Annotated in this window: 24 protein-coding genes; 18 read left to right on the top strand and 6 right to left on the bottom strand. The window is 42.5% G+C overall.

Annotated features, from left to right (window positions below; all coding sequences use genetic code 11):
- Positions 1 to 190: 190 nt before the first annotated feature.
- From ACRYKC_RS02045 to ACRYKC_RS02030, 4 genes are all read left to right on the top strand, one after another.
- Positions 191 to 541, top strand: coding sequence for a DUF2200 domain-containing protein (locus tag ACRYKC_RS02045; RefSeq protein ID WP_433804986.1), 351 nt, complete (start codon positions 191 to 193; stop codon positions 539 to 541).
- 364 nt (positions 542 to 905) lie between these two features.
- The gene (locus ACRYKC_RS02040) at positions 906 to 2,099 is read left to right on the top strand and encodes a Bcr/CflA family efflux MFS transporter (protein WP_433804985.1); all 1,194 of its coding nucleotides are present in this window, start codon (positions 906 to 908) and stop codon (positions 2,097 to 2,099) included.
- Between the two features lie 69 nt (positions 2,100 to 2,168).
- The gene (locus ACRYKC_RS02035; protein WP_433804984.1) at positions 2,169 to 2,507 is read left to right on the top strand and encodes a hypothetical protein; all 339 of its coding nucleotides are present in this window, start codon (positions 2,169 to 2,171) and stop codon (positions 2,505 to 2,507) included.
- A gap of 275 nt (positions 2,508 to 2,782) precedes the next feature.
- Positions 2,783 to 3,040, top strand: coding sequence for a hypothetical protein (locus ACRYKC_RS02030; RefSeq protein WP_433804983.1), 258 nt, complete (start codon positions 2,783 to 2,785; stop codon positions 3,038 to 3,040).
- 185 nt (positions 3,041 to 3,225) lie between these two features.
- Here ACRYKC_RS02030 and ACRYKC_RS02025 read toward each other — a convergent pair whose 3' ends face one another.
- Positions 3,226 to 3,588, bottom strand: coding sequence for a YuzC family spore coat inner layer protein (locus ACRYKC_RS02025; RefSeq protein WP_433804982.1), 363 nt, complete (start codon positions 3,586 to 3,588; stop codon positions 3,226 to 3,228).
- Positions 3,589 to 3,850: 262 nt separating this feature from the next.
- Between ACRYKC_RS02025 and ACRYKC_RS02020 the strand changes: the two genes are divergently transcribed.
- Complete coding sequence (locus ACRYKC_RS02020) at positions 3,851 to 4,498, top strand: hypothetical protein (RefSeq protein WP_433804981.1); 648 nt, start codon at positions 3,851 to 3,853, stop codon at positions 4,496 to 4,498.
- A gap of 130 nt (positions 4,499 to 4,628) precedes the next feature.
- On the opposite strand, the gene ACRYKC_RS02015 is transcribed toward ACRYKC_RS02020, so the two are convergent.
- The 5 genes from ACRYKC_RS02015 to ACRYKC_RS01995 all read right to left on the bottom strand — a co-directional run bounded on the left by ACRYKC_RS02015 (position 4,629) and on the right by ACRYKC_RS01995 (position 9,099).
- Positions 4,629 to 6,068, bottom strand: a complete 1,440-nt coding sequence (locus ACRYKC_RS02015; RefSeq protein ID WP_433804979.1) for a PTS mannitol transporter subunit IIBC — start codon at positions 6,066 to 6,068, stop codon at positions 4,629 to 4,631.
- Between the two features lie 100 nt (positions 6,069 to 6,168).
- Entirely contained in the window at positions 6,169 to 6,606 is a 438-nt protein-coding gene (locus ACRYKC_RS02010) for a PTS sugar transporter subunit IIA (protein ID WP_433804978.1), read from the bottom strand.
- Positions 6,607 to 6,613: 7 nt separating this feature from the next.
- Positions 6,614 to 7,789, bottom strand: a complete 1,176-nt coding sequence (locus ACRYKC_RS02005; RefSeq protein ID WP_433804977.1) for a mannitol-1-phosphate 5-dehydrogenase — start codon at positions 7,787 to 7,789, stop codon at positions 6,614 to 6,616.
- Positions 7,790 to 7,834: 45 nt separating this feature from the next.
- Entirely contained in the window at positions 7,835 to 8,395 is a 561-nt protein-coding gene (gene hxlB / locus ACRYKC_RS02000; RefSeq protein ID WP_433804976.1) for a 6-phospho-3-hexuloisomerase, read from the bottom strand.
- Entirely contained in the window at positions 8,392 to 9,099 is a 708-nt protein-coding gene (locus ACRYKC_RS01995; protein WP_433804975.1) for a ribulose-phosphate 3-epimerase, read from the bottom strand. Before ACRYKC_RS01995 ends, hxlB begins: the two co-directional genes overlap by 4 nt.
- A 170-nt stretch (positions 9,100 to 9,269) precedes the next feature.
- On the opposite strand from ACRYKC_RS01995, the gene ACRYKC_RS01990 reads away from it, so the two are divergent.
- The 13 genes from ACRYKC_RS01990 to ACRYKC_RS01930 all read left to right on the top strand — a co-directional run bounded on the left by ACRYKC_RS01990 (position 9,270) and on the right by ACRYKC_RS01930 (position 23,748).
- Positions 9,270 to 10,019 carry a DeoR/GlpR family DNA-binding transcription regulator gene (locus ACRYKC_RS01990; protein WP_433804974.1) on the top strand — a complete coding sequence of 250 codons (750 nt, stop codon included), beginning with the start codon at positions 9,270 to 9,272 and terminating at the stop codon, positions 10,017 to 10,019.
- Between the two features lie 145 nt (positions 10,020 to 10,164).
- A complete protein-coding gene (locus ACRYKC_RS01985; protein WP_433804973.1) occupies positions 10,165 to 11,046 on the top strand; it encodes an NAD(P)-dependent oxidoreductase in 882 nt (293 codons plus the stop codon).
- Positions 11,047 to 11,351: 305 nt separating this feature from the next.
- Entirely contained in the window at positions 11,352 to 11,990 is a 639-nt protein-coding gene (locus ACRYKC_RS01980; protein WP_433804972.1) for a glycosyltransferase, read from the top strand.
- A 488-nt stretch (positions 11,991 to 12,478) separates the two neighbouring features.
- Positions 12,479 to 12,676, top strand: coding sequence for a cold-shock protein (locus ACRYKC_RS01975; protein ID WP_035543224.1), 198 nt, complete (start codon positions 12,479 to 12,481; stop codon positions 12,674 to 12,676).
- 894 nt (positions 12,677 to 13,570) lie between these two features.
- The gene (locus ACRYKC_RS01970) at positions 13,571 to 14,485 is read left to right on the top strand and encodes a DMT family transporter (protein WP_433804971.1); all 915 of its coding nucleotides are present in this window, start codon (positions 13,571 to 13,573) and stop codon (positions 14,483 to 14,485) included.
- 306 nt (positions 14,486 to 14,791) lie between these two features.
- The gene (locus ACRYKC_RS01965) at positions 14,792 to 16,060 is read left to right on the top strand and encodes a M48 family metallopeptidase (protein ID WP_433804970.1); all 1,269 of its coding nucleotides are present in this window, start codon (positions 14,792 to 14,794) and stop codon (positions 16,058 to 16,060) included.
- 145 nt (positions 16,061 to 16,205) lie between these two features.
- Entirely contained in the window at positions 16,206 to 17,570 is a 1,365-nt protein-coding gene (locus ACRYKC_RS01960) for a sigma-54 interaction domain-containing protein (protein WP_433804968.1), read from the top strand.
- Positions 17,571 to 17,789: 219 nt separating this feature from the next.
- A complete protein-coding gene (locus tag ACRYKC_RS01955; protein WP_433804967.1) occupies positions 17,790 to 18,485 on the top strand; it encodes a CoA transferase subunit A in 696 nt (231 codons plus the stop codon).
- A 17-nt stretch (positions 18,486 to 18,502) separates the two neighbouring features.
- Positions 18,503 to 19,177, top strand: coding sequence for a 3-oxoacid CoA-transferase subunit B (locus tag ACRYKC_RS01950; protein ID WP_433804966.1), 675 nt, complete (start codon positions 18,503 to 18,505; stop codon positions 19,175 to 19,177).
- Between the two features lie 14 nt (positions 19,178 to 19,191).
- Positions 19,192 to 19,968 (top strand): 3-hydroxybutyrate dehydrogenase, encoded by a 777-nt coding sequence (locus tag ACRYKC_RS01945; RefSeq protein WP_433804965.1) that lies wholly within the window; start codon positions 19,192 to 19,194, stop codon positions 19,966 to 19,968.
- An 18-nt stretch (positions 19,969 to 19,986) separates the two neighbouring features.
- Positions 19,987 to 21,165, top strand: a complete 1,179-nt coding sequence (locus ACRYKC_RS01940; protein ID WP_433804964.1) for an acetyl-CoA C-acetyltransferase — start codon at positions 19,987 to 19,989, stop codon at positions 21,163 to 21,165.
- Positions 21,166 to 21,183: 18 nt separating this feature from the next.
- Positions 21,184 to 22,467 (top strand): GntP family permease, encoded by a 1,284-nt coding sequence (locus ACRYKC_RS01935; protein WP_433804963.1) that lies wholly within the window; start codon positions 21,184 to 21,186, stop codon positions 22,465 to 22,467.
- A gap of 213 nt (positions 22,468 to 22,680) precedes the next feature.
- Entirely contained in the window at positions 22,681 to 23,748 is a 1,068-nt protein-coding gene (locus ACRYKC_RS01930) for a branched-chain amino acid aminotransferase (protein ID WP_433804962.1), read from the top strand.
- Positions 23,749 to 24,108 lie beyond the last annotated feature (360 nt).

Here is a 24,108-nt window from a genome sequence, read left to right as displayed (position 1 = left end):
GCGTCTTTTCATGAGGAGGAAAAGCAATTATAGTGATCTCCGTAAAGGGCGAAAATTTTGCATCTCTGGAGCCTCCGAACAAACTTTAGCGACGATAAGGTTCCTGTCTAAGGGAATGACATGTAGATAGGGGAATGGATTGTTGTCAAATGATATAATTGGGAAAACATGAAAAGGAGGAGGATGGGTAATGACCAAGCACAAGATTTATACCATGAGTTTCGCAAGTGTCTATCCCCACTACGTTACGAAGGCGGAGAAAAAAGGACGAACGAAAACAGAAGTTGATGAAATTATCCGTTGGCTGACGGGATATAGCCAGGAAGAATTAGAAGCGCAAATGGAAAAACAGACAGATTTTGAGACCTTCTTTGCGGAAGCTCCCCAAATGAATCCTTCACGGAACTTGATCAAAGGTGTGGTCTGCGGTGTGCGAGTGGAACATATCGAAGAACCAACGATGCAGGAAATTCGCTATTTGGATAAACTGATCGATGAGTTAGCAAAAGGCAAAGCGATGGAGAAAATTTTGCGAGAATAATTATTAGAAACATGGTTTCATTCAAAACCATTTCTTCGGTTAAGTATCTTCTTCCTATGATCGTTAAGAAACATCTTACCTTTGAGGTATAGTAGTGGCGATTATTCAATAAGAATAGTCGTCTTTTCGCTATTAAACGGGATAGCGGCAGACTTGACCTTTAGATTATTAAAAGATTCAAACGAATAAAAAGTTTAATTATATTTATTCTGTTGCTTATTAAGCCTTACCTTAGGTTTTCTGTGCTTATAAATAGACTTCCTTGAGGAAAGAAGATAAAATCATAGGTTCACAGCTTGAAAATCTTGGGTAATACTCAAAGGTCTTTTAAATTGTAGTAAGAATAGAAAAAGGTGTTTACAACATGTTACATAATCCAAAAGGAAAAAAGAGAATAGGTCTCGCGTTTCTTCTCGGAATGCTTGGAATCTTAGGGCCATTGAACATCGACATGTATCTCCCGAGTTTTCCGGGAATTGCATCCGATTTAGAAGCAAATGCTTCACTTGTTCAGCTCAGCTTAACCACCTGTTTAATCGGGCTTGCCGTCGGACAAATCGTCGTTGGCCCGATCAGCGATTCGCAGGGGAGGAAGAAACCACTGATCATTTTCCTTTCCCTCTTTGCAGTGGCGTCCTTTCTTTGCGCGCTTGCGCCTAATATCATTGTGCTCGTCATCGCTCGTTTTCTCCAGGGCTTCACGGGTTCTGCCGGTGCCGTGCTTTCACGTGCCGTCGTGCGCGATGTGTTTTCGGGAAGAGAATTGACCAAGTTCTTCGCCCTACTCATGGTAATTAATGCAACAGCTCCGATGATTGCACCGATGACAGGGGGAGCGATTTTACTTTTACCATTCGCCACATGGGAAACGATCTTCTTCTTTTTAAGTATCGTAGGTGTAGGAATCGTTTTAACCGTGGCAGGAAAATTACCGGAGACCCTTCCAATAGAAAAACGGATTCCGAGCTCTGTGAGAGAATCGATCCTTACCATTGGCCGACTGCTGAAAGATCGCTCATTCATCGGGTATGCCCTGACCATCGGTTTTGTCCATGGAGGAAGCTTCGCGTATGTATCCGGAACGCCATTCGTTTATCAGGGCATCTACGACGTGTCTCCACAGGTGTTTAGTGTCTTGTTTGGGATTAACGGCCTTGCAATTATTACAGGAAGCTTTTTAGTCGGACGTCTTGGAGGTATCTTCCACGAAAGAAGTTTGCTTCGGAGCGCTGTGCTGATCGCCGTTAGTGCTACGGGTTTCCTATTAGTGATGACAATTATTGAAGGACCGTTGTATTCCATTGTTATCCCTATCTTTATTTACATGACAGCGATGGGAATGGTCTTGACAAGTACGTTTACCCTGGCGATGGAGCATCAAGGCCACAGAGCAGGGAGTGCGAGTGCTGTGCTGGGCATGTTGCCCTTGTTATTTGGCGCAACTGTATCACCGCTTGTCGGTATTAATGAGACGACTGCTGTACCGATGGGAGCGATTTTGTTTACAACGGCATCAATCGGTGCTACTTTATTTTTTACTTTAACGAAGAAAAGCTAGCATGCTTGTATGATTGGTGTTTCATCGTGAAGGGGAGCGGTTACCATTGGATTTTCAATAATATTTTTGATGATGTTAACCATTATCGCTATTTTAACGTTCATCTTTACTATATTTATAGCTGTTAGAAGAAAAGAGGATGGAAAACCACCTCGAAAAATTTCTTATGTCATAGTAGGGATGTTGATTTTTCATTGGCTATTTTTCTTAACTAGCGGTTACGCTTTATTACCTGCGAATATTGCAGATGTCATAGTTATGCCTGTTTGGCTAGGGTTATGTGCAGCAGGTTTGCTCGTAGCTATCTATGAATGTAAAAATAGCAAAAGTTTTGCTATTCCAGTTGCTGGCTTAACAACTATTAGTTTATTATTTAGCCTTTTCATTAACGGAGTCTCAAAAATGTAACGACCTTTACTTAGTGGAGACCTAATAGTCTGGTCCAACGTGACCGGTATAAGTTGGTGAGGTGCGGTATGAATCATTGAATGACTTTTTTTTGATATTTAAATAAAACGTGTTAATATGAATCAAAGAGCATGGAAATAATTAGCAATTGAGTGGTTGATAGGGCGAACCATCTTTAAAATACTTGGATCACTCTTATCTGGGTTTAAGTCTCTTATCTAAAGTTATTGCTTAGCATATGTGATAAGGAGAATAGTATGACTGGAGTAACTAAGATGTCAGAAGTAATGGTTTGGATACTATTGGCTGGATTTCTTGGTTGTTATTTTCTATTGTCTAGCTTTTCACTAGTCAGCTATACGGCTTTTATTTATCTTCCAGCATACTCTATTCTGGGTATAGTTATATCAGGTAAGGGTATTTTTAAAGAAAGTAAAACTATATTTAGAATAGTAAACATTGTAGCTTTTCTAATCTTTGCTGCTTCTCTTATTTTTCATATGGCAGTTTACCAGGTAATAAACGTAGATTAACTAATGGACTAGATTATAGAGTTCTAAAGAAGTAAATGGCGCTTCCCTAAAATGATATAGTTAGGTCGCTAAATGAAATATATAAAGCCACATTAAATATAGGCAACAAAAAATTCCTGAGTTTCAAACTCAGGAATTTTTTATGTTTATATAATTATATAGATAAGCAGCTTCCCCTGTACCCTCTATCTCCAACGCAAGGCAACAGATAACTTCGCTCCATTCATATTCCCTTGTGATTTAAACTCCAGCCTTAAGCCATCGGGGTTGAATGTAACGTCTACATCTGACGTTACACCTATGGAATTTATTAAGCGTTTAACTTCCTGGATATCTGAAGCTTGCGCAGCGTACATTAATTGAGCATCAAATTCCTCTGACTCAGCTAATTTATCAAGTACCATACTGGCTTCTTTCATGAGTACTTTTGATTCTTTTGCTGATTCACACAATAATGAAGGATCAACCGGTGGATATTGACGAGGCCAATAACCGTTGTTATGCCAGTAGGGGAGATGAGTGTAGTAGGGCTGGCGTGAATAATACATGAACAGCTTCACTCCCATAAATCATATTTCATTTACGTTATGCACCCAGTGCTTGGGACGTTTCAACTCCTTGGAAAAAAGCAGCCTTTGTCTGTCCATCAGCACAAGGGTCTGTCGGAGCTATTTTGTGTTGTAGCCTTCTGGAGGCTTATCTTTAGCTATAAAAATAGGGGTTCAGTGCTTTCGGATGTGGAGTATGTCCAATCAATTTGCTATTTTCTTCATATTTTATAAATAACGATGAAAAAGGAGATAGCTAAACATGACTAGGTTTTACCGGTCTGATTATTATAGAAAAAAGAGGAATGAAAATACTCAAAGCACCATTAATTTCAATCCAATAATAAAAGTCAATTGTGGATGTACCCATAATAAAAAAGATAAAGAATGTTGTGAATGTAGTGGGTTTGGAACTGCTACTGATCAGGAGTTTAATTTTTTGGCAGATATATGTCCGGATTGTACGCGGAAAGGCAGTGTTATCACTTTTGAATCCATATACGGTACCAGCTTCGAGGCAACAAGTATTAATCCGCCTATCTGCGTTAATACGTCTGTTTCAAATCGATTGCTTACTGTGGGAACGGGTACATTTGTCATGGAGGGTACACTTTACCAGGGAAGTTATTCTCTTGTATTAGACGATAGAGAAGGTGCATTAAATGATCTTGTAGAATTTTTATTTGTCACTTTCTATGATGATGGTATTCTTATTATTTCAGATACTTTTCCACCTGATGACTTATCTATTACTCCTTGCCCTGAAGCTTCCTATTCTTCTTCTAGTCATGTATTTCCAGCTCAATTTAATAGGCTTAATGATCTTACCGAAAATAAATTTGCCAAAGTGACAATCATTCATTCTGATGGTCGGGTTGAAGAGAGAGATTTGAGTAAGCATTCGGAATAATATAGGTAACGTTATTGGAGTTACTTCGGAGGTGGCGACATCCTAAAGAATGCAAAGAATAAAAAAAGAAGGTCTCCGAAGAAACCTTCTTAAAAAGTCACTATTTAATTGAACTTACTATAAGCGACATTTATTTCTTATTTAATCTGTCCATTAATTCTTCCAGTGCCGGATCATTTAAATAGTTGCTTATAGCGATAATTTCCTTATCAGGGTGCGCTTTTCTCGCTCTTTCTTGTAAATCTTCATGGACGACAATGATGTCTGAATGTTCGGGAGCGTCTTCAATTCTGTAATGTTTGACTTCCATGCCTTCGATATCATTCTTTTGTAATTTTTTTCTGAAGGTTGTGGCACCCATGGCGCTGCTTCCCGCACCCGCATCACATACAAAAGAGATTGTATTGATGTCTTGATCCTTTTGGCGGTTAGTAGAAGATTTTTTCCCTGCTTGCTTCATAGCTTTGGATTTCTCTACAGAAGCAGAAATGTCCTCATCCTCAGAACTTTTATCAAGTTTTAGAATGAACGCTGTAACTAGGAACGTTACTACAGTAGCCACTAGAACACCAGAGATGATCCCAAGGAAGCTGCCTTTAGGGGTCAATCCAAGGTACGCGAAAATAGAGCCAGGACTTGGTCCGGCGACGAGTCCAGCGTCAAACAGACTGAAAACAGCGATACCTGAAGCTCCTCCGGCAATCATCCCAATTATTGTAAGGGGTTTCATTAATACGTAAGGGAAGTATAGTTCATGAATCCCGCCAAAGAAGTGGATGATCATTGCACCCGGAGCTGTACGTCTAGCCGTCTTTTTGCCGAAGAAAGTGAAAGCCAGCAACAATCCAAGCCCTGGTCCAGGGTTAGAAGCTACGGTGAAGTAAATGGACTTTCCTGTTTCAGCGGCAGCTTGCATTCCTAAAGGATAATAGATGCCTTGATCGATGACGTTGTTTAAAAATAGTACCTTAGCCGGCTCATTGATGAGAGATAGCAAAGGCAATAAGCCAGTAGCGACCAACGCCTCAATAGCTGCTGTTACAAGGTTATTCGCTGATTCTATTGCAGGACCTATAAAGTAGAAGGATAGAATCATCAATAGGAACCCTAGAATACCTAGTGAGAAATTGTTAACAATCATCTCAAATCCTGCAGGTATTCTATTTTCAATAAGCTTGTCAAATTTCTTGATGACCAAGCCGCCTAAGGGACCGATCACCATAGCGCCTAAGAACATTGGAATATCCGACCCGACGATCAAACCAATCGCACCGATCGCTCCCATCACTGCTCCTCTTTGACCTCCAACCATTCGCCCGCCTGTAATAGCTAAAAGTAAAGGTAGCAAGTATTTAATAGCTGGACCGACAATTTGGGCAAGTTCTTCATTGGGAATCCATCCACTTGGTATAAACAAAGCGGTTAATAGTCCCCAGGCAATAAAAGCACCAATATTCGGCAGAACCATATTTGTTAAAAAGCCACCAAATGCTTGGACTCTGGCGCGCGTCGACGGAGTATTCATCTCTACAACATTATCATTATCCGTTGCATGTGCTGAATCAGCCATATTTGTCATTCCTTTCTGATAATTCAGTAATTTCAAAAGCTACGATAAGAACTAAAGGAAAAGAAAAAGGATTGCCTTTCATCGTTCAACTAGGAAAGATCTATTCAACCATCTTTAACACATCTAATACTTCCTGCTCGCTACGTGCTTCTTCGAGTTTATTCTTAGTCTCGTCCTCAATCAAAATCGAAGACAAGTCAGAGATAAGATCCAGGTGTCCAGAGCTGTCTTCAGCAGCTAAAACGAAGAAGGTATTGACTTCTTTATTTTTTGGAAACTGTACAGGCTCCTCAAGCTTTAAATAAGATACACTTGTGTTTACTACGCTGTCCTCATTTTTAGCATGAGGCATCGCAATTCCTGGGACAATAACGATATAAGGGCCATTCGTATTTACATTTTCGATCATATCGTCAATATACTTTGGAGTGATCGACCCACTTTGTAATAGTGGAGCCGCAGCTTTTTGTATTCCGTCTTCCCAAGAATCAACGGATGGTAAGAAGCGGATATTTCCTTCTAAATATTCGGCTAACATAGGAACATCACCTTTCGTTTATGGTTGTTAATGAGTAATTCTCTCGCAATCGATCATAGTGATCGTTGATTTTTCTCTTTAAGGTCGTATCCTCGATACCAGTAAAATGGCCAATAGCTTGTTCGATTCCTTGTTCGCGAATGTAGGATTGGATCGTGACAGATTCCTCATCATGAGGGTTATGAAAGAAGAATGCTGTGGCCACAGCAGCTGTTAGTTTCTCTACCGGCAAGTCCAATTCGAAAAGGACTCTAGTGGGCTTGATCAATCGCTCATCAAAGCCTAGCTTTCTAATTGGCGATCTCCCAACTCGTAAGATATCATCACTAATATTAGCATTTTTAAAGCGTTCTATGGTTTCATCAATAAACACATTCATTTCTTCGGGCTCAAAATCATACATCTCAGTAAAATAACGAGCGGATTCGTTGAGCGTTTCTCTTAAGAATCTTTCAATTTCCCGGTTCTTTAAGGCGCTCTGAATCGTGGGATAACCCTCTAGAAATGCTGTATAGGCTGTGGCTGCATGTCCCATATTGACCATATACAACTTCCGTTCAATATACGGTTTTAACGAATCTACATATGTGGCGTTTTTTATAGAAGGTAAATCTGCATGGAGCATTCCTTGCTTTTCGATCATCCATTCGTAATAAGGTTCGACAAGGGTAACTTCACCTTCACTTCTCTTTTCAGAGAGGGAAAGTCGATCAATTGCTGAATTTGGAAACCCAACCGTTGACTGGATCGCATCCATTTCATTTTTCGAGACATTTCTACTAATCTCATCTTTCAATTTAGAAGAAGCATTAATCATATTCTCGTTTGCAATGACATCCACGTGGCCTTTATCCAACTGAATTCTTTTTAGCAGGCCTCTGGATATGACAGGGGCAACCTTCGATAAATTGTCCGCTCCTACAGAGGTAGTGATGAGGTCAGCTTCTACGACCGCATCGATCACTTTGTCCTGTGCACTGCTATGCAGGGCACGTACAGGGGAGATGACTTCAACTGTTTGCTTTTCATCTAATAGTTCCAATGCGTATTCGTTGCTGCTGTTCATTTGGTTGACTGACTCTTCGTTTACATCGACGAAGCAGAGGTCGAATCCACTTTTATTCAACAAATATCCGATTAAACCTTTTCCGATATTTCCTGCACCGAAATGTAGCGCTTTCATTATTGACCCTCCTTTAGAGCCCTTTGGGACTCTTTTGTGAAGAAGTTATTCTAAATTCGCGTGGTATTCCCAAAGGGACTCCAACTCAATATTTTTATTGTTCACCATCATTAAGGCTAACGTGTCTCCCAATAATAGTAGGCTTTGTTCGAATAAACTTTTCATGGGCTGCTCAGAATGAACCTCTCCAGGAGTATCTACTTTTGAACTTACAGGGATTCTAATAAATAGATCGGAATATTGGCTCATGGAGCTGTCCGGGTTTGCACCGATGTGGGCAACCCTCGCGTTATATTGTTTCGCTTTCTCTGCGATGATTAACGGGAATTTTGTTTCACCGCTTCCGGACCCTACAATCAGTAGATCCTTATCTGTAATAGCCGGTTCAGTAATTTCGCCTACAACGTACGTTTTAATGCCGATATGCGCTAACCTTTTGGCTATGGCCTGTAAGGATAATAGAACCCTTCCGACACCTACAAAAAATACTTTTTCTGCATTGTTAATCTCAATTAATAATTTATCTACGTCATCGCTGTTCACATTGGTTAGAGTTGCTGTAATTTCATCGGTTATTTTTTTAGTTGCATAATTGAAGTCGTTCATAGTGTTTTAGCCTCCTCCTGTAATCCTTCACGAATAGATTCCTCGATGATCTTTTTGTTGTCCGCTAAGCTATTGTCAGATTTGAATAAACTTGTGCTGCCCGCTACTAAGATATCTGCGCCAGCGTTTACCAACCCTGAAATGGTCTTCATGGAAACACGACCATCCACTTCGATTTTGGTATCCAGCCCTTTGGATTTGATCAAGTTCGATAAATCTTCTACTTTTTTAGTTGCATAGGAGACTTGCTCTTCGTTTTTATCTGTTGCAAAGCCTGGGTTGATCAGCATTAGTAAAACGGTGTCGATTTGCGGTAACACATATTCCAAAACATTTAGTGGAGTTGCCGGATTAAGGGCAATGCCGACTTTAGTGTCCTGCTTTTTAATTAAATTGATATAGCGATCGATATGTGAACTGGTTTCAATATGGAAGGTGATTTGATCAACACCGATGTTGAGCATCTCCTGAATGAAAAACTCATTGTCATTCGACATAATGTGAACATCAAATTTCATATCCGTTATTTTTCTTAATTGTTCAATCGTTGAGATACCGAGGGGCATGCTTGGGCTGAAACTTCCATCAATTACATCAATGTGTAAAGTATCCAGTCCTGCTCTTTCAATTTCCTTAACACTTTTTTCTAAATTACAGAGATCCGCACACATAATTGATGGAGCTATCGTAACCTTGTTTTGCATGTTTGTGCCTCCTTGTTTTTTGTTTTGTGCCTTTTTTTTCATGTTAATGCATGTTTGATAAAATGTAAAGGGTTTCTTTGCACCTTCTTGCATCTTTTTGCTTGTTTTGATTTTTTTCGAATGATTAAATGTGATATAATTTAGGAAATTCTAGGAGGAGTCATACGTTTATGCTTAAACAAGAACGCCAACAAAAAATTGTTGATATTTTAAATGAAGAACACAAAGTGATTGCAAGCGACTTAAGCAAACGATTATCCGTTTCAGAAGATACAATCAGAAGAGACTTAAAAGAGCTGGATAACCAGGGTGTGATTAAACGGGTACATAGTGGGGCGCTGCGAAAAGGACCTCCAGTCGAGGACTTTTCAACGAGGCAGGGGATCTATAATGAAGCAAAGGTGAATTTAGCTACAAGGGCCTTAGATCTGATCAAAGATGAAATGGTCATCTTAATTGATGGCGGGACAACGAACTTACAATTGGTCCATCAGCTTCCTTTGTCCTTAAAGGGGACGGTCATTACAAATAGTCCACCGATCGCGATGGCCCTCTCTAATCATAAAAATGTGGAAGTAATTATGATTGGTGGGACCTTATTTAAACAGTCCATGGTTAATTTGGGGATTGATACCTTTGAATCACTAACGACCATGAGGGCAGATTTATATATCATGGGGATTTATAAAATTGATCCTGAAATAGGGATAAGTGTACCGAGTCTATCCGAAGCTTTAGTAAAACGAAAAATGGCCTCTATATCTACAGAAATTCTAGGGATGGTAACGAGTGATAAGTTAGATACGATTTCTAACCATATTGTTTGTCCGACGGATCATCTGACGTATTTAATCACAGATCAAGTAAAACCAGAGATCAAGAGTTTGTATGAGAATCAAAAAATTATTGTGATGGATTAAATTGAATGCAGAATTGTAGAGCAAATATAAAAGTAACAAAAAGCAACAGGTCACCTTTTATAGGAAGGGTGATCTGTTTTTCTTCTATATTGGGTTTGGAAATTGCTATACTTGAGACAAATCCAATTTAGAAAGGGAGAGGCGTATGCCAAAGAAAATCGGGTTTATCGGGACAGGAGTTATGGGGAAAAGCATGGCACGCAACTTGATGAAGGCTGGATATGAGCTCAATGTGTTCACACGGACGAAGGAAAAAGCTAATGAACTTTTAGCCGAAGGAGCGAACTGGCAGGACAGTGTGGCCTCCTTAGCAGAGCACTCCGATATCATCATTACGATTGTCGGTTATCCGAGCGATGTGGAAGAAGTGTATTTCGGAGCAGAAGGCATTTTAGAAAACGCGAAACAAGGTTCTTTTGTCATTGATATGACGACATCCTCTCCCGACTTGGCTCAAGAGATTGCAGAGAAAGCAAAAGCGGCTGATATTTACGCTTATGATGCTCCTGTATCCGGCGGTGACGTAGGCGCAAGGAACGGAAAGCTTACGATCATGGTTGGCGGCGATCAGGAACAGTTTGACGAGATCCAGCCTGTCTTTCAGGCAATGGGTGAAAATATTGTTTTGCAAGGCGAAGCGGGAGCCGGTCAGCATACGAAGATGAGCAACCAAATCGCCATCGCTTCAGGGATGATGGGGGTTTGTGAGGCGATTACATACGCTGAGAAAGCAGGTCTTGATCCGAAGAAAGTGTTAAGCAGCATTGAATTCGGAGCCGCCGGAAGCTGGTCGCTGTCTAATCTTGGACCACGGATGATCGACGGGAACTTTGATCCTGGATTTTACGTGAAGCATTTTATTAAAGACATGAAGATTGCGATTGATTCAGCGGAAAAAATGCAGCTCCCTGTGCCGGGGCTTAAGCTTGCGAAGCAGTTGTATGATGAGCTGAGTGAAGCGGGCGGAGATAATGATGGTACGCAGGCGTTGTATAAGTACTATCAGATGATGACGCCGGTTTCTTAATTTTTTGCTGACAGACTAGAAAAGGTTTAGAAATCAAGACAGGCGTGATGGATGGAGCAGTGGCTACTTTTGTTGTAGTACTGCTCTATTTTTGTTGAGATTTGTTTTGTTGATATTCAGGAAGATTTAAATCCAAGACAATTTATAAGTGTGTAGATAACCATTCGCCTAAGGCAATTATTATGACGACGATTATATGGTGCGCTCTAATCCCTGTGGTAAAAAAAGCACCCCCTCATTTTGAGGAATAAAAAGACCTATCTTAATAATAAGGAAGATACTTTTTATCGGAAGGAGTGGGTGTGATGAAGAAGTTATTGGTAATAGGGCTAACTTTATTATTTTCGCTAAATATCTTTGCTGGAATAAACAGTGTTGAAGCTACAACTCATCAAAACATTAGTCAAGCAGAGGTGAAATTCGAAAATGATTTTAGAAGGCTCTGGATTGATCATGTTTTGTGGACAAGTAATTATATTACAAGTGCAACTACAGCAGGAGCTGAGGACCAAAAACAGGTATTAGAGAGGTTGCTTAAAAATCAGGAGGATATAGGCAATGCTATAAAGCCAGTCTATGGAGAGAGTGCTGGTAACAAACTTACTGAATTGCTTAAGGAGCATATTGTGATTGCTGGAGAGATTGTAGAGGCGGCGAAAAGCGGAGATGAAGCCAAGGTAAATCAGCTCAACAATGAATGGTATAGAAATGCCGATGATATAGCAGCTTTTTTAAGCGGGGCCAACCTTCATTTAAAAAATGAAGACCTAAAAAATCTCTTATATATGCATCTTGAATTAGTTACAGATGACTTAGTAGCCAGTTTAGAGAAAGATTGGGAAGCAAGAATAGCTGCGATTGATGAAGGGATCACTCACATTATCGTAATGGCAGACGCTATCTCCAAAGGAGTAGTGAAGCAGTTTCCGGATAAGTTTAAATAATAACCTGAAGAAGCTCTTTTTAGGGCTTCTTTTAATTATTTCAATAAATTGGACTTAACCAAATTAATAGATGAATACCCTAAATATGTACGACGAGTTATAGAATAATCAGGAAGTACAAAGAGCGACACAGTCTCAAGTGGATATCATGGACCCCTGTAGAAATCACATGCGTTGCAGGACATATAAAAGGCCACACCCATTGGGATTAGTTACCTCTTCTTCTAATGAGTTGCGATACGCACTCTCAAACATACTTCATAACTTAAAAACGTATACAAATGTAAGGAATATTTTTATCACACCTTGGCTGCTAAGAGACCCCCGGTTGACGGGTAGAACCTTTGTTGATATAGTTAAGATTAATTATTCTTGTTCGTTTACGATTGAAAGCAAAGTAACTAGTAAGTCACTTTCGTCTGGAATGAATATGCAGAGCAATAATAGTAATACATTGTGGATCAGTTCCACGCAGGAGGTAACAATTTATGTTACAAGGTAATGTTAAATGGTTTAACGAAAGTAAAGGTTTTGGTTTTATTGAAGTAGAAGGACAAGACGATGTATTCGTTCATTTCTCTGCTATTCAAGGCGAAGGTTTCAAAACGTTAGAAGAAAACGAGACAGTTTCCTTTGAAATTGTTGAAGGTAACCGTGGACCACAAGCTGCTAACGTTCAAAAATAATCGTTACTAGTTATATTATAAAAGAGACTTCCGAATTAGGAAGTCTCTTTTTTTTTTATTGTTTCGTTTAGTAAAACTTATAATCTCAGCGAGAATCCTAACAAACAAATTCAGTACCGCACAAAACTCCCAAGACGCGTAATTCTATAAACGCGCTTCTGCCACCTTTGTAAAAATGCTTTTACCATTAAAACTTGTAATAATCCTACGATCGTTAAACCAATACTCTCACATCCATAAATTTTCCCATTCGAAAAGGAATTTCCGTTATTTTGAATCCACCTATTATTATTGAAAACCATATGGCCAGACTCTTAATCATGGTATTCACCTCATCAATTTATATGTGAAACAGTAATTTATTGTAATTATCTCGAATCTGTCTTTCACAATTCTGCCCCAAACATAAAAATGAGGTGATCCAATTTTTCGAGAATTGCGCCAATTATTTAAGACTTTAAACTGAGATAGTCTAGGCCCACTCTTTTAAACCTTCTGATAAACACCACACTATTCTATTTTTTTGATGAAAAAAGGGTATTTTCATGATAAAATTAGAAAAAATGTTAATAGTTACCATTAGAGCTTTTATAAGGTTGCTATCGCCTACATCGTTTTCTGGAAAACCGATCAGCCTCCACTGTTTTAGCCCTTATCCTCTGACCGTAAAGTTCCAAATGATCTACTAGCCAGATCATATTCCGTATGAAGATTAAGGTTAATGAAGGAAAAAATAAAAGAATTTCAATTTATGTCTTCTAAAAAGCATATGTTTGATTAAAAAAGTAAAGAAGATGGTTTGGCTCTTGAATCTCCATTATTAAGCCCAATTTAGATTTCTAATAGAGAGATTAAAATTTGTACCATCACTTATTTTTAGGAGGCATACAAACAATGAGGTCTGTAGGTGTAAGCTTAGTTATCCTTGCAGCTATATGCTGGGGTGTTAGTGGAGGGATTGCAGATATTTTAATGAACAAGGGCTGGGATCCTATTGTGATTTCCCTTTATCGAGGGACTATTGGCTTTGTGTGTTTTTTTGCATGGTTTCTTTTACGCTTTAAACAAAATTGGACCTCCTCTACTCGTTTATACATATGGTCCTTATTGGCTGGGGTTGGTGTTGCTGGGAATTTCACTTTTTATTTTCTCACTATTCAAGCCTCAAGCGTAGCTCTTGCTGCTACTTTAATGTACACAGCACCGGTGTTTGTTCTTGTCATCTCTTTTTTATTACGAATAGAACGTTCGACTTGGTTTAAATGGGGATGCATACTCGGCGTAGTTATGGGGATTATCATGCTTACAGGTGCCTACAATACTGATTCGATATCAGTAGGTTTTTTAGGGGTTGCATCCGGGCTTGCTGCCGGCCTTTCCTATGCATTATTTATATTCGGATTTAAAAACGCCTCTTCCATCGGAAAGCCACAGCCCACCTTAACCATCGCGTTCTTTTCATTTTGTCTCATCCTTTTGTTTATTGCGGACATTAATGAAGTCGCTAGTGTGGTAACGTCAAACGACATAGGTTGGTTTCTTTTATTGGGGATCCTGGGGGCTGGAATTTCGTTTATAGTTTATGTGATTGGTATTCAGTGGACTGCCCCAACTACTGCTTCAATGGTCGCTATGGTCGAGCCGGTAACAGCTTCATTATTTGGCTTTCTGCTTATCGGGGATCACTTGACCATCATTCAACTTCTTGGAATGGTGCTCATCCTGGTTACGGTTATCATACTTAGCGTGAAGAAGCACCCTCATCCTCAAATAAAATACAGTCATCAAAGGAAAAAGAAGACCGTATAAATTACACGGACTTCTTTTTTTTAGAATTTTCTTTTTGCTGAAGGTTATATTATTTGTGGGTGATCATGGAAATATAGTTGTATGCTTTAACAATAGTCATTCATAAGTTCAATTGTCCGAATTCAAGTCCTCCCCATTCTTGCCCAATACTTAAAGACTCGATTTCAAGATAGTTTGTTCAATTTAGTCAAATATCAAAAGTCTTGTGGTAGGAATAGGAAGAAACCGTGTAAAATTGAAGTAATCATTCTATAAATCAGGACAAGCTCATATACTAAGGGGTAGACACACGGCGGAGGTGGAGACGTGAAGAAAAAGTTCGTCATCTGGACACTCGTCCTTTTTTCATTATATGGATTACTTTTAGGACTTTATCTTTTCCAGTGGGCTGATTTCGGAGTCCCTGATGCTTACAAGGGAACAGCGGCTGACCCGGCAACGTTTATGACGGATCGGCAGCTGGAACTGGCCGAGGATTATTCGCGTTATAAGGATTTCTTGTCCTTTATTACAGAGCCGTTGGAGTGGGTGATTTATTTAGGAGTTATGGTGTTTGGCGTCTCGCTCATTTTTAAACAATTCAGCGAGCGGGCTTCCCGGTTTAAAATCATACAGATCCCGCTGTATGTGCTTTTACTCCAAACGGTTACGACGATTATCTTGTTTCCGTTCGATTATATCAGCCGGCGACTTTCCATTTCGTACGGCATTTCTACGCAGAGCTTTTCTAGCTGGATGAGGGATGAACTGATCGGATTCTGGGTCGGTTTTGTCATTATGGCGATCTTAATCACGGTGCTATATTGGCTGATGAACAAGTTCAAGAAACGCTGGTGGTTGTATGCGTGGATGCTGCTTGTACCGTTTCTTGTGTTCATGATGTTTATTCAGCCTGTTGTCATCGATCCGTTGTACAACGATTTTACCGAACTTCAGGATAAACAGCTGGAAGAAAAAATTCTCGGTCTCGCCAATCAGGCGGATATTCCAGCCGATCGCGTTTATGAAGTGAACATGTCTGAGAAAACGAACAGCATGAATGCGTATGTAAATGGCATCGGTTCGAATTTGCGCATCGTGTTATGGGATACGACGCTGAATCGCTTGAAGGACAATGAAGTTTTATTCATCATGGCCCATGAAATAGGCCACTATGTGATGAATCATTTATATATGAATTTACTTGGCGTGATTGCTTCAAGCTTTGTCGGCCTGTTTCTCGCCTATCATCTGATGCATTATACGATGCGAAAATGGGGAGAGAAGTGGAAGGTTAAAGACGTCTCAGATATTGCCGCCCTGCCAGTGTTCTTCCTCCTGTTGTCTTTGCTTTCGTTCATCGCGAGCCCTGTAGAACTGGCGATATCAAGAAACGCCGAAAAGGCTGCGGATGAATACGCGATTGAAATGACGGAGGATCCAGAAGCGGCGGTCGGATCGTTCCAGGAGCTTACGGTCAACGGACTGAGCGAAGTGAATCCACCTGCCTTAGTAAAATATTTGCGCTATGGCCATCCGACCATGATGGAACGGATCCATATGCTGGAACAATACCAGGAAGAAAAACAAGAATAGATGGAAGTGTTTACCACCTCAGGTCATCCAGAATTTGGATGACCTGAGGTGGTTATTTATGTCATTCACGTTTCATGGTACACTTCAAAGTAGTGATGTAAGCGTTACCGTATGGGGTTTAAATATTTCACCAGGAGTGTGACTCATGCAATCGATCTTGGAGAACTATCGGGACAGTATATTTGAAACGTTTTTCGGCAATGTCCATCACTGTATTGTCATTGTCGATCATCAAGGGAATATTTCATACATGAATGACAGCTACTGTGATTTTCTAGAAGTGGATAAAGAAAAAGTAATCGGGCAGCACGTCACGGCTGTGATTGAAAATACGAGGATGCACCTTGTGGTCGAGAGCGGCAAGGAAGAAATGGCTGACCTCCAGCAAATCCGCGGTGATTTTATGGTCGCGCACCGTATTCCGCTCAAGTCAAATGGAGAAATAGTTGGGGCCCTCGGCATGGTGTTGTTTCGTGATACGGATGAATGGAAGGTCATGAACACGCACATTAAGGATCTTCTCCTTGAGCTTGAGACGTACCGGAACCAGATGCAGCAACAGAACGGAGCGACATACTCGCTGCACGACATCATCAGTAGCTCTCCTGAGATCCTCGAATTGAAGAGCAAAATTAAAAAAGTCGCCCATGGCGATGTGTCTGTTTTGATTAGAGGCGAGAGTGGCACAGGGAAGGAATTGTTCGCCCATAGTATCCATCATCTCAGTGAGCGCAGCACAAAGCCGTTTATCAAAGTCAACTGTGCCGCTATCCCTGAGCATCTCCTTGAGGCTGAACTATTCGGTTATCAGGAAGGTGCCTTTACAGGTGCGAAAAAAGGCGGAAAGCAAGGGAAATTTCAACTGGCGCATGGCGGGACACTGTTTCTTGATGAAATCGGCGACATGCCGATGCATGCCCAGGTGAAAATTCTTCGCGCATTGCAGGAAGGGGAAGTCGAGGCCATCGGTGCTGTGAGGCCCCAGCAGGTGGACGTAAGAATCATCGCAGCGACGAACCAGCCGTTAGAAAAGCTGATTGAAGAGCAGCGCTTTCGTGAGGATTTATTTTACCGGATCAACGTCGTCCAGGTCCAGGTGCCCCCGCTTCGTGAGCGTCCGGATGACATCCGTGTGTTATCGAAGTACTTATTGCAAAAAGTCAGCGACCGGATCGGCAAGCGGATTGACGAATTCGATCAAGAAGTGTATGACTTGTTTCAGCGTTACAATTGGCCTGGGAATGTGAGGGAGCTTGAGAACGTGATTGAATCGGCGGTTCATTTAACTAATAATGACGTCATTCAACTCGACGACCTCCCTGAACATATTCAGCCTGAGTCTGCCATCATCCAAGAGCAAAGTAGCTTGAAGGAATTAGTGGAAAACACAGAGAGACAAGCGATTGAACGGATGTTAAAAAAGGCTGAAGGAGACAAAGCCCTGGCAGCTAAATGGCTCGGCATCGGAAAATCCAGCTTTTATGAAAAAGTGAAAAAGTACAAGTTATGAATCATTCCACAAATTCGGAAACCATTCCACAATTCTGGAATGGTTCTTTTTTATGCTCAAATGTAAGGGTTTTCATTAGGTTGAGCTCTTTCTCCAACCGTCTTTTCCAGAATCGTGGAAAAATGAAGCATCTTTAATTTTCAAAATCCCGTCACATCTGAAAGGGAAAGTTGGCACGCTTCTTGCAAGTATAGAAATGTGGAAGGGGCGTGAACCAACATGAAAAAAATTCACTCATCATTTCATGAAGCAGTTAAAAATATTAAAGATCATTCCACTATTATGGTTGGAGGATTCGGACTTGTCGGGATTCCGGAAAATCTGATCCTTGCACTTGTTGAATCGAATGTGAAGCATCTAACCGTTATTTCAAACAATTGCGGTGTCGACGACTGGGGGCTGGGACTCCTTTTGAAAAATAAACAAATCGATAAAATGATTGGCTCCTATGTGGGAGAAAACAAAGAATTTGAGCGTCAGGTGTTAGAAGGAGAACTGGAAGTCGAGCTAACTCCACAGGGGACACTAGCCGAACGAATTCGCGCAGGCGGTGCGGGAATCCCTGCTTTTTATACTCCAGCAGGCGTCGGTACTCCAATCGCAGAAGGGCAGGAAGTCCGTACGTTCGATGGTAAGGAGTATTTGTTGCAAACCGCTCTTACGGCTGACTTCAGTTTGGTACGTGCAAAGCAAGGCGACCGCTTCGGCAACCTCATTTACAACAAAACCGCACAAAACTTTAACCCTATGATGGCCGCAGCAGGAACAGTCACGATTGCGGAAGTGGAGGAGCTGGTTGATGCCGGCACACTTGATGCGGACCAGATCCATACACCAGGCATTTACGTGCAGGAACTGATCGAAGGTCAGCAAGAGAAACGCATTGAACGTTTGACCGTCAAAAAACATGCGTAACAGGAGGTAATTTAGATATGGCAGTAAAAATGGACAGAGCAGCGGTCAGAGAACTGATCGCGAAACGAGCTGAGCAGGAAATTGAAAGCGGTTACTATGTAAACCTGGGGATCGGCATGCCGACGATGGTAGCCAATTACATCGACCCGGAAAAAGAAGTGGTGCTTCAATCAGAAAATGGACTGTTAGGTATCGGCCGTTCGCCTTATGAAGAAGAAGTGGATCCAGACTTGATTAACGCAGGAAAAGAAACCGTAACAGCATCAATCAGCGCTTCGTACTGCAGCAGTGCCGAGTCGTTTGCGATGATCCGCGGCGAGCACTTGGACCTTGCGATTCTCGGCGGAATGGAAGTCGCGAAAAACGGCGACCTCGCCAACTGGATGATACCAGGAAAAATGATCAAAGGCATGGGCGGAGCGATGGACATCGTCCACGGGGCGAAGAAAATCGTCATCATCATGGATCACGTCAATAAATACGGCGATCCGAAAATTTTGAACGAGTGCAGCTTGCCGCTGACAGGAAAAGGCGTCGTTGACCGTATCATTACAGACCGTGCCGTCATTGATGTAACCGAAGAAGGCCTGGTTTTAGTCGAGGTCGTTGAAGGCTGGAGCGTTGAGGAAATCAAAGAATCGACAGAAGCGGAATTAATCGTAAGTCCAGAACTGATGGAGATTTCTAAGTAGGAAGGTGAAGGTTGATGGTAGAAAATAAAGTGGTTTTTATTACAGGAGCAGCAAGCGGAATCGGCTATGAGATCGGCTCAGAATTCGCTAAGCAAGGCGCGAAGGTTGCTTTTACAGATATTAATGAAGAAAAAGTGAAGATAGCGGCAGATCAGTTAAAGGATGAAGGTTTCGACTGTATCGGCCTTGTTTGTGACGTGACCAAAGAGGAGCAGATTAAAAACGCAATTGATCAAACAGTGGAAAAATACGGACGTCTAGACGTTCTGATCAACAACGCAGGTCTCCAGCATGTCGCATCCATTGAAGAATTCCCGACGGAAAAATTCGAGCTGATCACAAAGATCATGCTTGTCGCACCGTTCATGGCAACAAAGCATGTGTTCCCAATTATGAAAAAACAAGGATTCGGCCGCATCATCAATATGGCATCGATCAACGGCTTGATCGGATTCGCAGGCAAGTCTGCCTACAACAGTGCCAAACACGGCGTGATAGGCTTGACGAAGGTAACGGCATTAGAAGGAGCGGAAGACGGCATTACGGTCAACGCTGTCTGCCCTGGCTATGTCGATACACCGCTCGTCCGCAACCAGCTTGAGGACCTGGCGAAGAACCGTAACGTCTCCTTAGAAAAAGTGTTAGAGGAAGTCATTTATCCATTAGTCCCGCAAAAACGTCTCTTATCCGTTCAGGAAATCGCTGACTACACGTTGTTCCTTGCCAGCAATCAGGCGAAAGGGGTCACCGGTCAGGCGGTTGTCATCGACGGAGGCTACACGACTCAATAACAGAAAGGAAGAGAATCTATGAAACCTGTGTATCTATTAGAAGGCGCACGTACCCCGTTTGGAAGTTTCGGAGGTTCACTGAAGGACGTAGACCCGACAACGCTCGGGGTAACAACAAGTAAAGCAGCGATTGAACGAAGCGGTGTGGAGGCAGAGCAGATCGATTTTTCCGTGATGGGAAATGTGATTCATTCCTCGCAAAACGCTCCCTATTTAGCAAGGCATATCGCTTTGGATACAGGACTCCCAATCACAAGCCCCGCTTTAGCGGTTAACCGTTTGTGCGGATCCGGCCTTCAGGCGGTTGTATCAGCCGCGCAGTCGATACAGCTCGGAGAAGGAGAACTCGCGCTTGCTGGCGGTGTCGACAGCATGAGTCTAGCACCATACGCATTAAGAGGCAGCCGTTTTGGAACCAAACTCGGTACCCCGAAAGTAGATGATACATTGTGGGCAGCGCTGACCGATGAGTATATCGGGGCCGGTATGGGCGTTACGGGTGAAAATCTAGCAGAAAAATACGAGATTTCCCGTGAGAGTCAGGACGAGTTTGCCACCCTCAGTCACCAACGTGCTACGGAAGCTCGTGTATCCGGGAGATTTGATGAGGAGATTGCTCCCGTTGAAGTGAAAACGCGAAAAGGGACAACAGTCGTCGATGAAGATGAACACATTCGTCCAGATACAAATCCGGAGGGGCTTGCGAAGCTGAATCCGGCGTTCAAAAAAGACGGAACGGTTACGGGAGGCAACGCGAGCGGTATTAATGATGGCGCTGGAGCTGTCGTTGTGGCCAGTGAGAATTTTGTAAACGCTCACAACAAACAACCGCTAGCGAAAGTCGTTTCCTGGTCCGTTGCAGGCGTCGATCCAAACGTGATGGGCATCGGTCCTGTTCCAGCGATTCGCCAGGCTCTGGAAAAAGCAGAGCTTACGTTAGACGATATAGATCTTGTTGAAGTGAATGAAGCGTTCGCTGCGCAGTATTTAGCGGTGGAAAAAGAGCTCGGTCTCTCCCGTGAGAAAGTGAACGTCAACGGCGGAGCTATCGCACTCGGCCACCCGGTTGGCGCAAGCGGAACGAGAGTGCTTTATACGTTAGTTAAAGAACTGAAACGACGCAATCAGAAGTATGGTGTCGCGTCGCTTTGCATCGGTGGAGGCCAGGGCATCGCCATGGTCGTAGAAGCCCTATAATTTGAAGGAGGCTCACATATGTTAGGAATATTACTCGGTCTCGTCGTCCTGATGGCACTCGCCTATATGGGATGGTCAATCATCTGGGTGGCGCCGATCGCCGCCGGGGTGGTCGCCGTCACAGGCGGTCTGGACCTGCTTGATGCATATAAAGATACGTACATGAGCGGTTTTGTCGACTTTGCTAAAGCATGGTTCCCTGTGTTCATGCTCGGAGCCATCTTCGGAAAACTAATGGAGGACACGGGCATGGCCCGTTCGGTCGCCGTCGCATTCACAAAAGTTATCGGCACCAAACGCGCGATTCTCGGAGTGCTCGTCTCAGCTGCCGTACTGACTTACGGCGGTGTCAGCCTGTTCGTCGTTGTCTTTGCTGTGTATCCACTTGCTTTATCGCTGTTCCGTGAAGCGGATATCAGCCGTAAGCTGATTCCAGCAACCATTGGACTTGGAGCGTTCACATTTACGATGACCGCACTGCCCGGAACACCGCAAATTCAGAACCTGATCCCAATGGAATACTTTAAAACCACAGCAACCGCTGCTCCAGTAATGGGAATCGTGGCAGCAGTCATCATGGCTGTCGGTGGATATTTATACTTACGTTATCGAGAGAAAGAGCTAAAGCAAAAAGGGGAAACGTTTGTTGAACCGAATGATAAGAAAATGGTCAATCAGGTCGATCGTATGCCAAATTTCATCTTGTCAGTGCTGCCGTTGCTTACGGTACTACTGACGTTGAACCTACTGGGATGGGATGTCGTTACCGCCTTGATTGCTGGTATTGTACTCATCATGTTATTGAACATTACGCTAATCAAAGGCTTTGTCACCTCTATTAATAAAGGGGCAAGCGGCTCAGTTATAGCGATTATCAACACGAGTGCCGCCGTTGGTTTCGGTACCGTCGTCCGTGAGGTGCCAGGCTTTGAGCGGCTGACAGAATTGTTAGTTGGCATCAAAGGGAATCCGTTGATTTCAGAAGCGATTGCCGTTAACGCCTTAGCTGGTGCGACCGGTTCAGCTTCTGGCGGGTTAGGAATCGCCCTTGAAGCCCTCGGATCGAAATACTATGAAATTGCGCAGACGTCAGGCATTAGTCCAGAAGCATTCCACCGTGTAGCTTCACTATCCTCAGGAGGACTGGACGTGCTGCCGCACAACGGTGCCGTTCTAACTTTGTTTGCGATTACCGGCATGACCCATAAAGACAGCTATAGAGACATTTTCGTCGTAGCCCTATTGATCCCAGTCATCGCCGTTGCTGTTGTTATCTTACTGAACACAATTGGAATTCTGTAATTCCCTTTTCTTTCCACCTCAGGTCATCCAGAATCTGGATGACCTGAGGTGTGTTTGTTATTTTCCTGCTTTCTTTAATAATTTTCTAAAAGTTTGCGCGAAGGGCTTTAAAAGTTCTTTCGTAACCCGTAAAATATATAACAATATCTCCATCCTTTGTTCGTTTAAAGGATGTACGTAATCCACTAAACTATCTAAGAAGGAGCCACCGCTATGAATAAATCTCTAACCTTTATCGAAAACAACCATAAAAAAGAAAAGCCGCAAACAAAAGAGATTCCTTTTGGCCGCACGTTCACGGATCACATGTTCTTAATGGACTATGAAGAAGGGAAAGGGTGGCACGAGCCTCGCATCGCCCCGTATGAGCCTCTGACGCTCGATCCAGCCGCGATGATCTTCCACTACGGCCAAACCGTATTCGAAGGCTTGAAGGCGTATCGTACCGATGATGACCGCATCCTTTTGTTCCGCCCTGAGAAAAACTTTGAGCGTCTCAACCAGTCGAGCGATCGCTTGAGCATTCCTCCGATCGACGAAGACGAAGTGATGAGCTACTTGAAGGAGCTCTTGAAAATTGAAAAGGACTGGGTGCCTTCGTTTGAAGGGACGTCTCTTTACATTCGTCCGTTCATCATTGCAACCGAGCCTAATCTGGCCGTATCCCCTTCAAAAATGTACACGTTCATGATTATCCTGTCTCCAGTTGGTCCTTACTTCTCAGGCGGCATTCACCCTGTCACCATCAATGTCGAAGAGAAGTTCACCCGTGCCGTGAAAGGCGGAACTGGCATGGCGAAAACCGCTGGGAACTACTCCTCCGGCTACCAGGCACAGGCGAAAGCGAGTCAGACCGGAAACAATGACGTACTTTGGCTTGATGGAATCGAAAAGCGCTATATCGAGGAAGTCGGCAGCATGAACATTTTCTTCAAAATCGACGGAGAAGTCGTTACTCCGGCCTTGAGCGGAAGTATCCTAAGAGGAATCACGAGAACATCGATCCTTGAAGTCTTAAACGAGTGGGGTGTACCGGTCACGGAACGGAGAATTACGATCGAAGAAATTTATCATGCTTATGAAGAAGGCAAGCTTGAAGAAGCGTTCGGTACAGGAACAGCAGCTGTCATTTCACCGGTCGGAACGTTCAATTGGAACGGGAAGAAAATCGTGATCAACAATCACGAAATCGGCCCGCTGTCTCAGAAGCTATATGACACTATCACTGGCATTCAGCGTGGTAGAAAAGAAGATACGTATAATTGGACGGTAGAAGTCTAAATAAACGAAAGCCCCTCAGGTTTCCCGGAAAAGGGAAGACCTTGAGGGGCTTTTTTTATTGAAGCATCCTATGCACAAAACTTTAAGTAAGAACGATCCTATATTGACATGACCATTCAAATAACCAAGTGAATTACAGATAAAGCTCAGCTAGAAGGTAAGCGTAAAATTGCAAAATAAAAAGCCCCTTCACTGAGGAAAGTGAGAGGGCTAAAATAAACAACTTAGGTGACCCAACCATGTAAGAATCATCCTTGATTCTACACACTTTGAATTTCAGACTTTCTCGAAGGACAATTCTTCTAGGAATTCGCTTCCTTCTCTTGTTAAGTCCAATTTTTCTCTTCTTTATGTTTAGAA

The sequence above is a fragment of the Halobacillus sp. A1-3 genome, from assembly GCF_050971765.1.
In the GTDB taxonomy this organism is placed as follows: domain Bacteria; phylum Bacillota; class Bacilli; order Bacillales; family Halobacillaceae; genus Halobacillus; species Halobacillus mangrovi_B.
Note: the sequence above shows the minus strand (reverse complement) of the source record. Positions and strands in the feature narration are given on the sequence as shown.

Coding starts and splice junctions, on each gene's coding strand:
- ACRYKC_RS02045 (WP_433804986.1), top strand. CDS start 191: ATGACCAAGCACAAGATTTATACCATGAGTTTCGCAAGTGTCTATCCC.
- ACRYKC_RS02040 (WP_433804985.1), top strand. CDS start 906: ATGTTACATAATCCAAAAGGAAAAAAGAGAATAGGTCTCGCGTTTCTT.
- ACRYKC_RS02035 (WP_433804984.1), top strand. CDS start 2,169: ATGATGTTAACCATTATCGCTATTTTAACGTTCATCTTTACTATATTT.
- ACRYKC_RS02030 (WP_433804983.1), top strand. CDS start 2,783: ATGTCAGAAGTAATGGTTTGGATACTATTGGCTGGATTTCTTGGTTGT.
- ACRYKC_RS02025 (WP_433804982.1), bottom strand. CDS start 3,588: ATGTATTATTCACGCCAGCCCTACTACACTCATCTCCCCTACTGGCAT.
- ACRYKC_RS02020 (WP_433804981.1), top strand. CDS start 3,851: ATGACTAGGTTTTACCGGTCTGATTATTATAGAAAAAAGAGGAATGAA.
- ACRYKC_RS02015 (WP_433804979.1), bottom strand. CDS start 6,068: ATGGCTGATTCAGCACATGCAACGGATAATGATAATGTTGTAGAGATG.
- ACRYKC_RS02010 (WP_433804978.1), bottom strand. CDS start 6,606: ATGTTAGCCGAATATTTAGAAGGAAATATCCGCTTCTTACCATCCGTT.
- ACRYKC_RS02005 (WP_433804977.1), bottom strand. CDS start 7,789: ATGAAAGCGCTACATTTCGGTGCAGGAAATATCGGAAAAGGTTTAATC.
- hxlB (WP_433804976.1), bottom strand. CDS start 8,395: ATGAACGACTTCAATTATGCAACTAAAAAAATAACCGATGAAATTACA.
- ACRYKC_RS01995 (WP_433804975.1), bottom strand. CDS start 9,099: ATGCAAAACAAGGTTACGATAGCTCCATCAATTATGTGTGCGGATCTC.
- ACRYKC_RS01990 (WP_433804974.1), top strand. CDS start 9,270: ATGCTTAAACAAGAACGCCAACAAAAAATTGTTGATATTTTAAATGAA.
- ACRYKC_RS01985 (WP_433804973.1), top strand. CDS start 10,165: ATGCCAAAGAAAATCGGGTTTATCGGGACAGGAGTTATGGGGAAAAGC.
- ACRYKC_RS01980 (WP_433804972.1), top strand. CDS start 11,352: ATGAAGAAGTTATTGGTAATAGGGCTAACTTTATTATTTTCGCTAAAT.
- ACRYKC_RS01975 (WP_035543224.1), top strand. CDS start 12,479: ATGTTACAAGGTAATGTTAAATGGTTTAACGAAAGTAAAGGTTTTGGT.
- ACRYKC_RS01970 (WP_433804971.1), top strand. CDS start 13,571: ATGAGGTCTGTAGGTGTAAGCTTAGTTATCCTTGCAGCTATATGCTGG.
- ACRYKC_RS01960 (WP_433804968.1), top strand. CDS start 16,206: ATGCAATCGATCTTGGAGAACTATCGGGACAGTATATTTGAAACGTTT.
- ACRYKC_RS01955 (WP_433804967.1), top strand. CDS start 17,790: ATGAAAAAAATTCACTCATCATTTCATGAAGCAGTTAAAAATATTAAA.
- ACRYKC_RS01950 (WP_433804966.1), top strand. CDS start 18,503: ATGGCAGTAAAAATGGACAGAGCAGCGGTCAGAGAACTGATCGCGAAA.
- ACRYKC_RS01945 (WP_433804965.1), top strand. CDS start 19,192: ATGGTAGAAAATAAAGTGGTTTTTATTACAGGAGCAGCAAGCGGAATC.
- ACRYKC_RS01940 (WP_433804964.1), top strand. CDS start 19,987: ATGAAACCTGTGTATCTATTAGAAGGCGCACGTACCCCGTTTGGAAGT.
- ACRYKC_RS01935 (WP_433804963.1), top strand. CDS start 21,184: ATGTTAGGAATATTACTCGGTCTCGTCGTCCTGATGGCACTCGCCTAT.
- ACRYKC_RS01930 (WP_433804962.1), top strand. CDS start 22,681: ATGAATAAATCTCTAACCTTTATCGAAAACAACCATAAAAAAGAAAAG.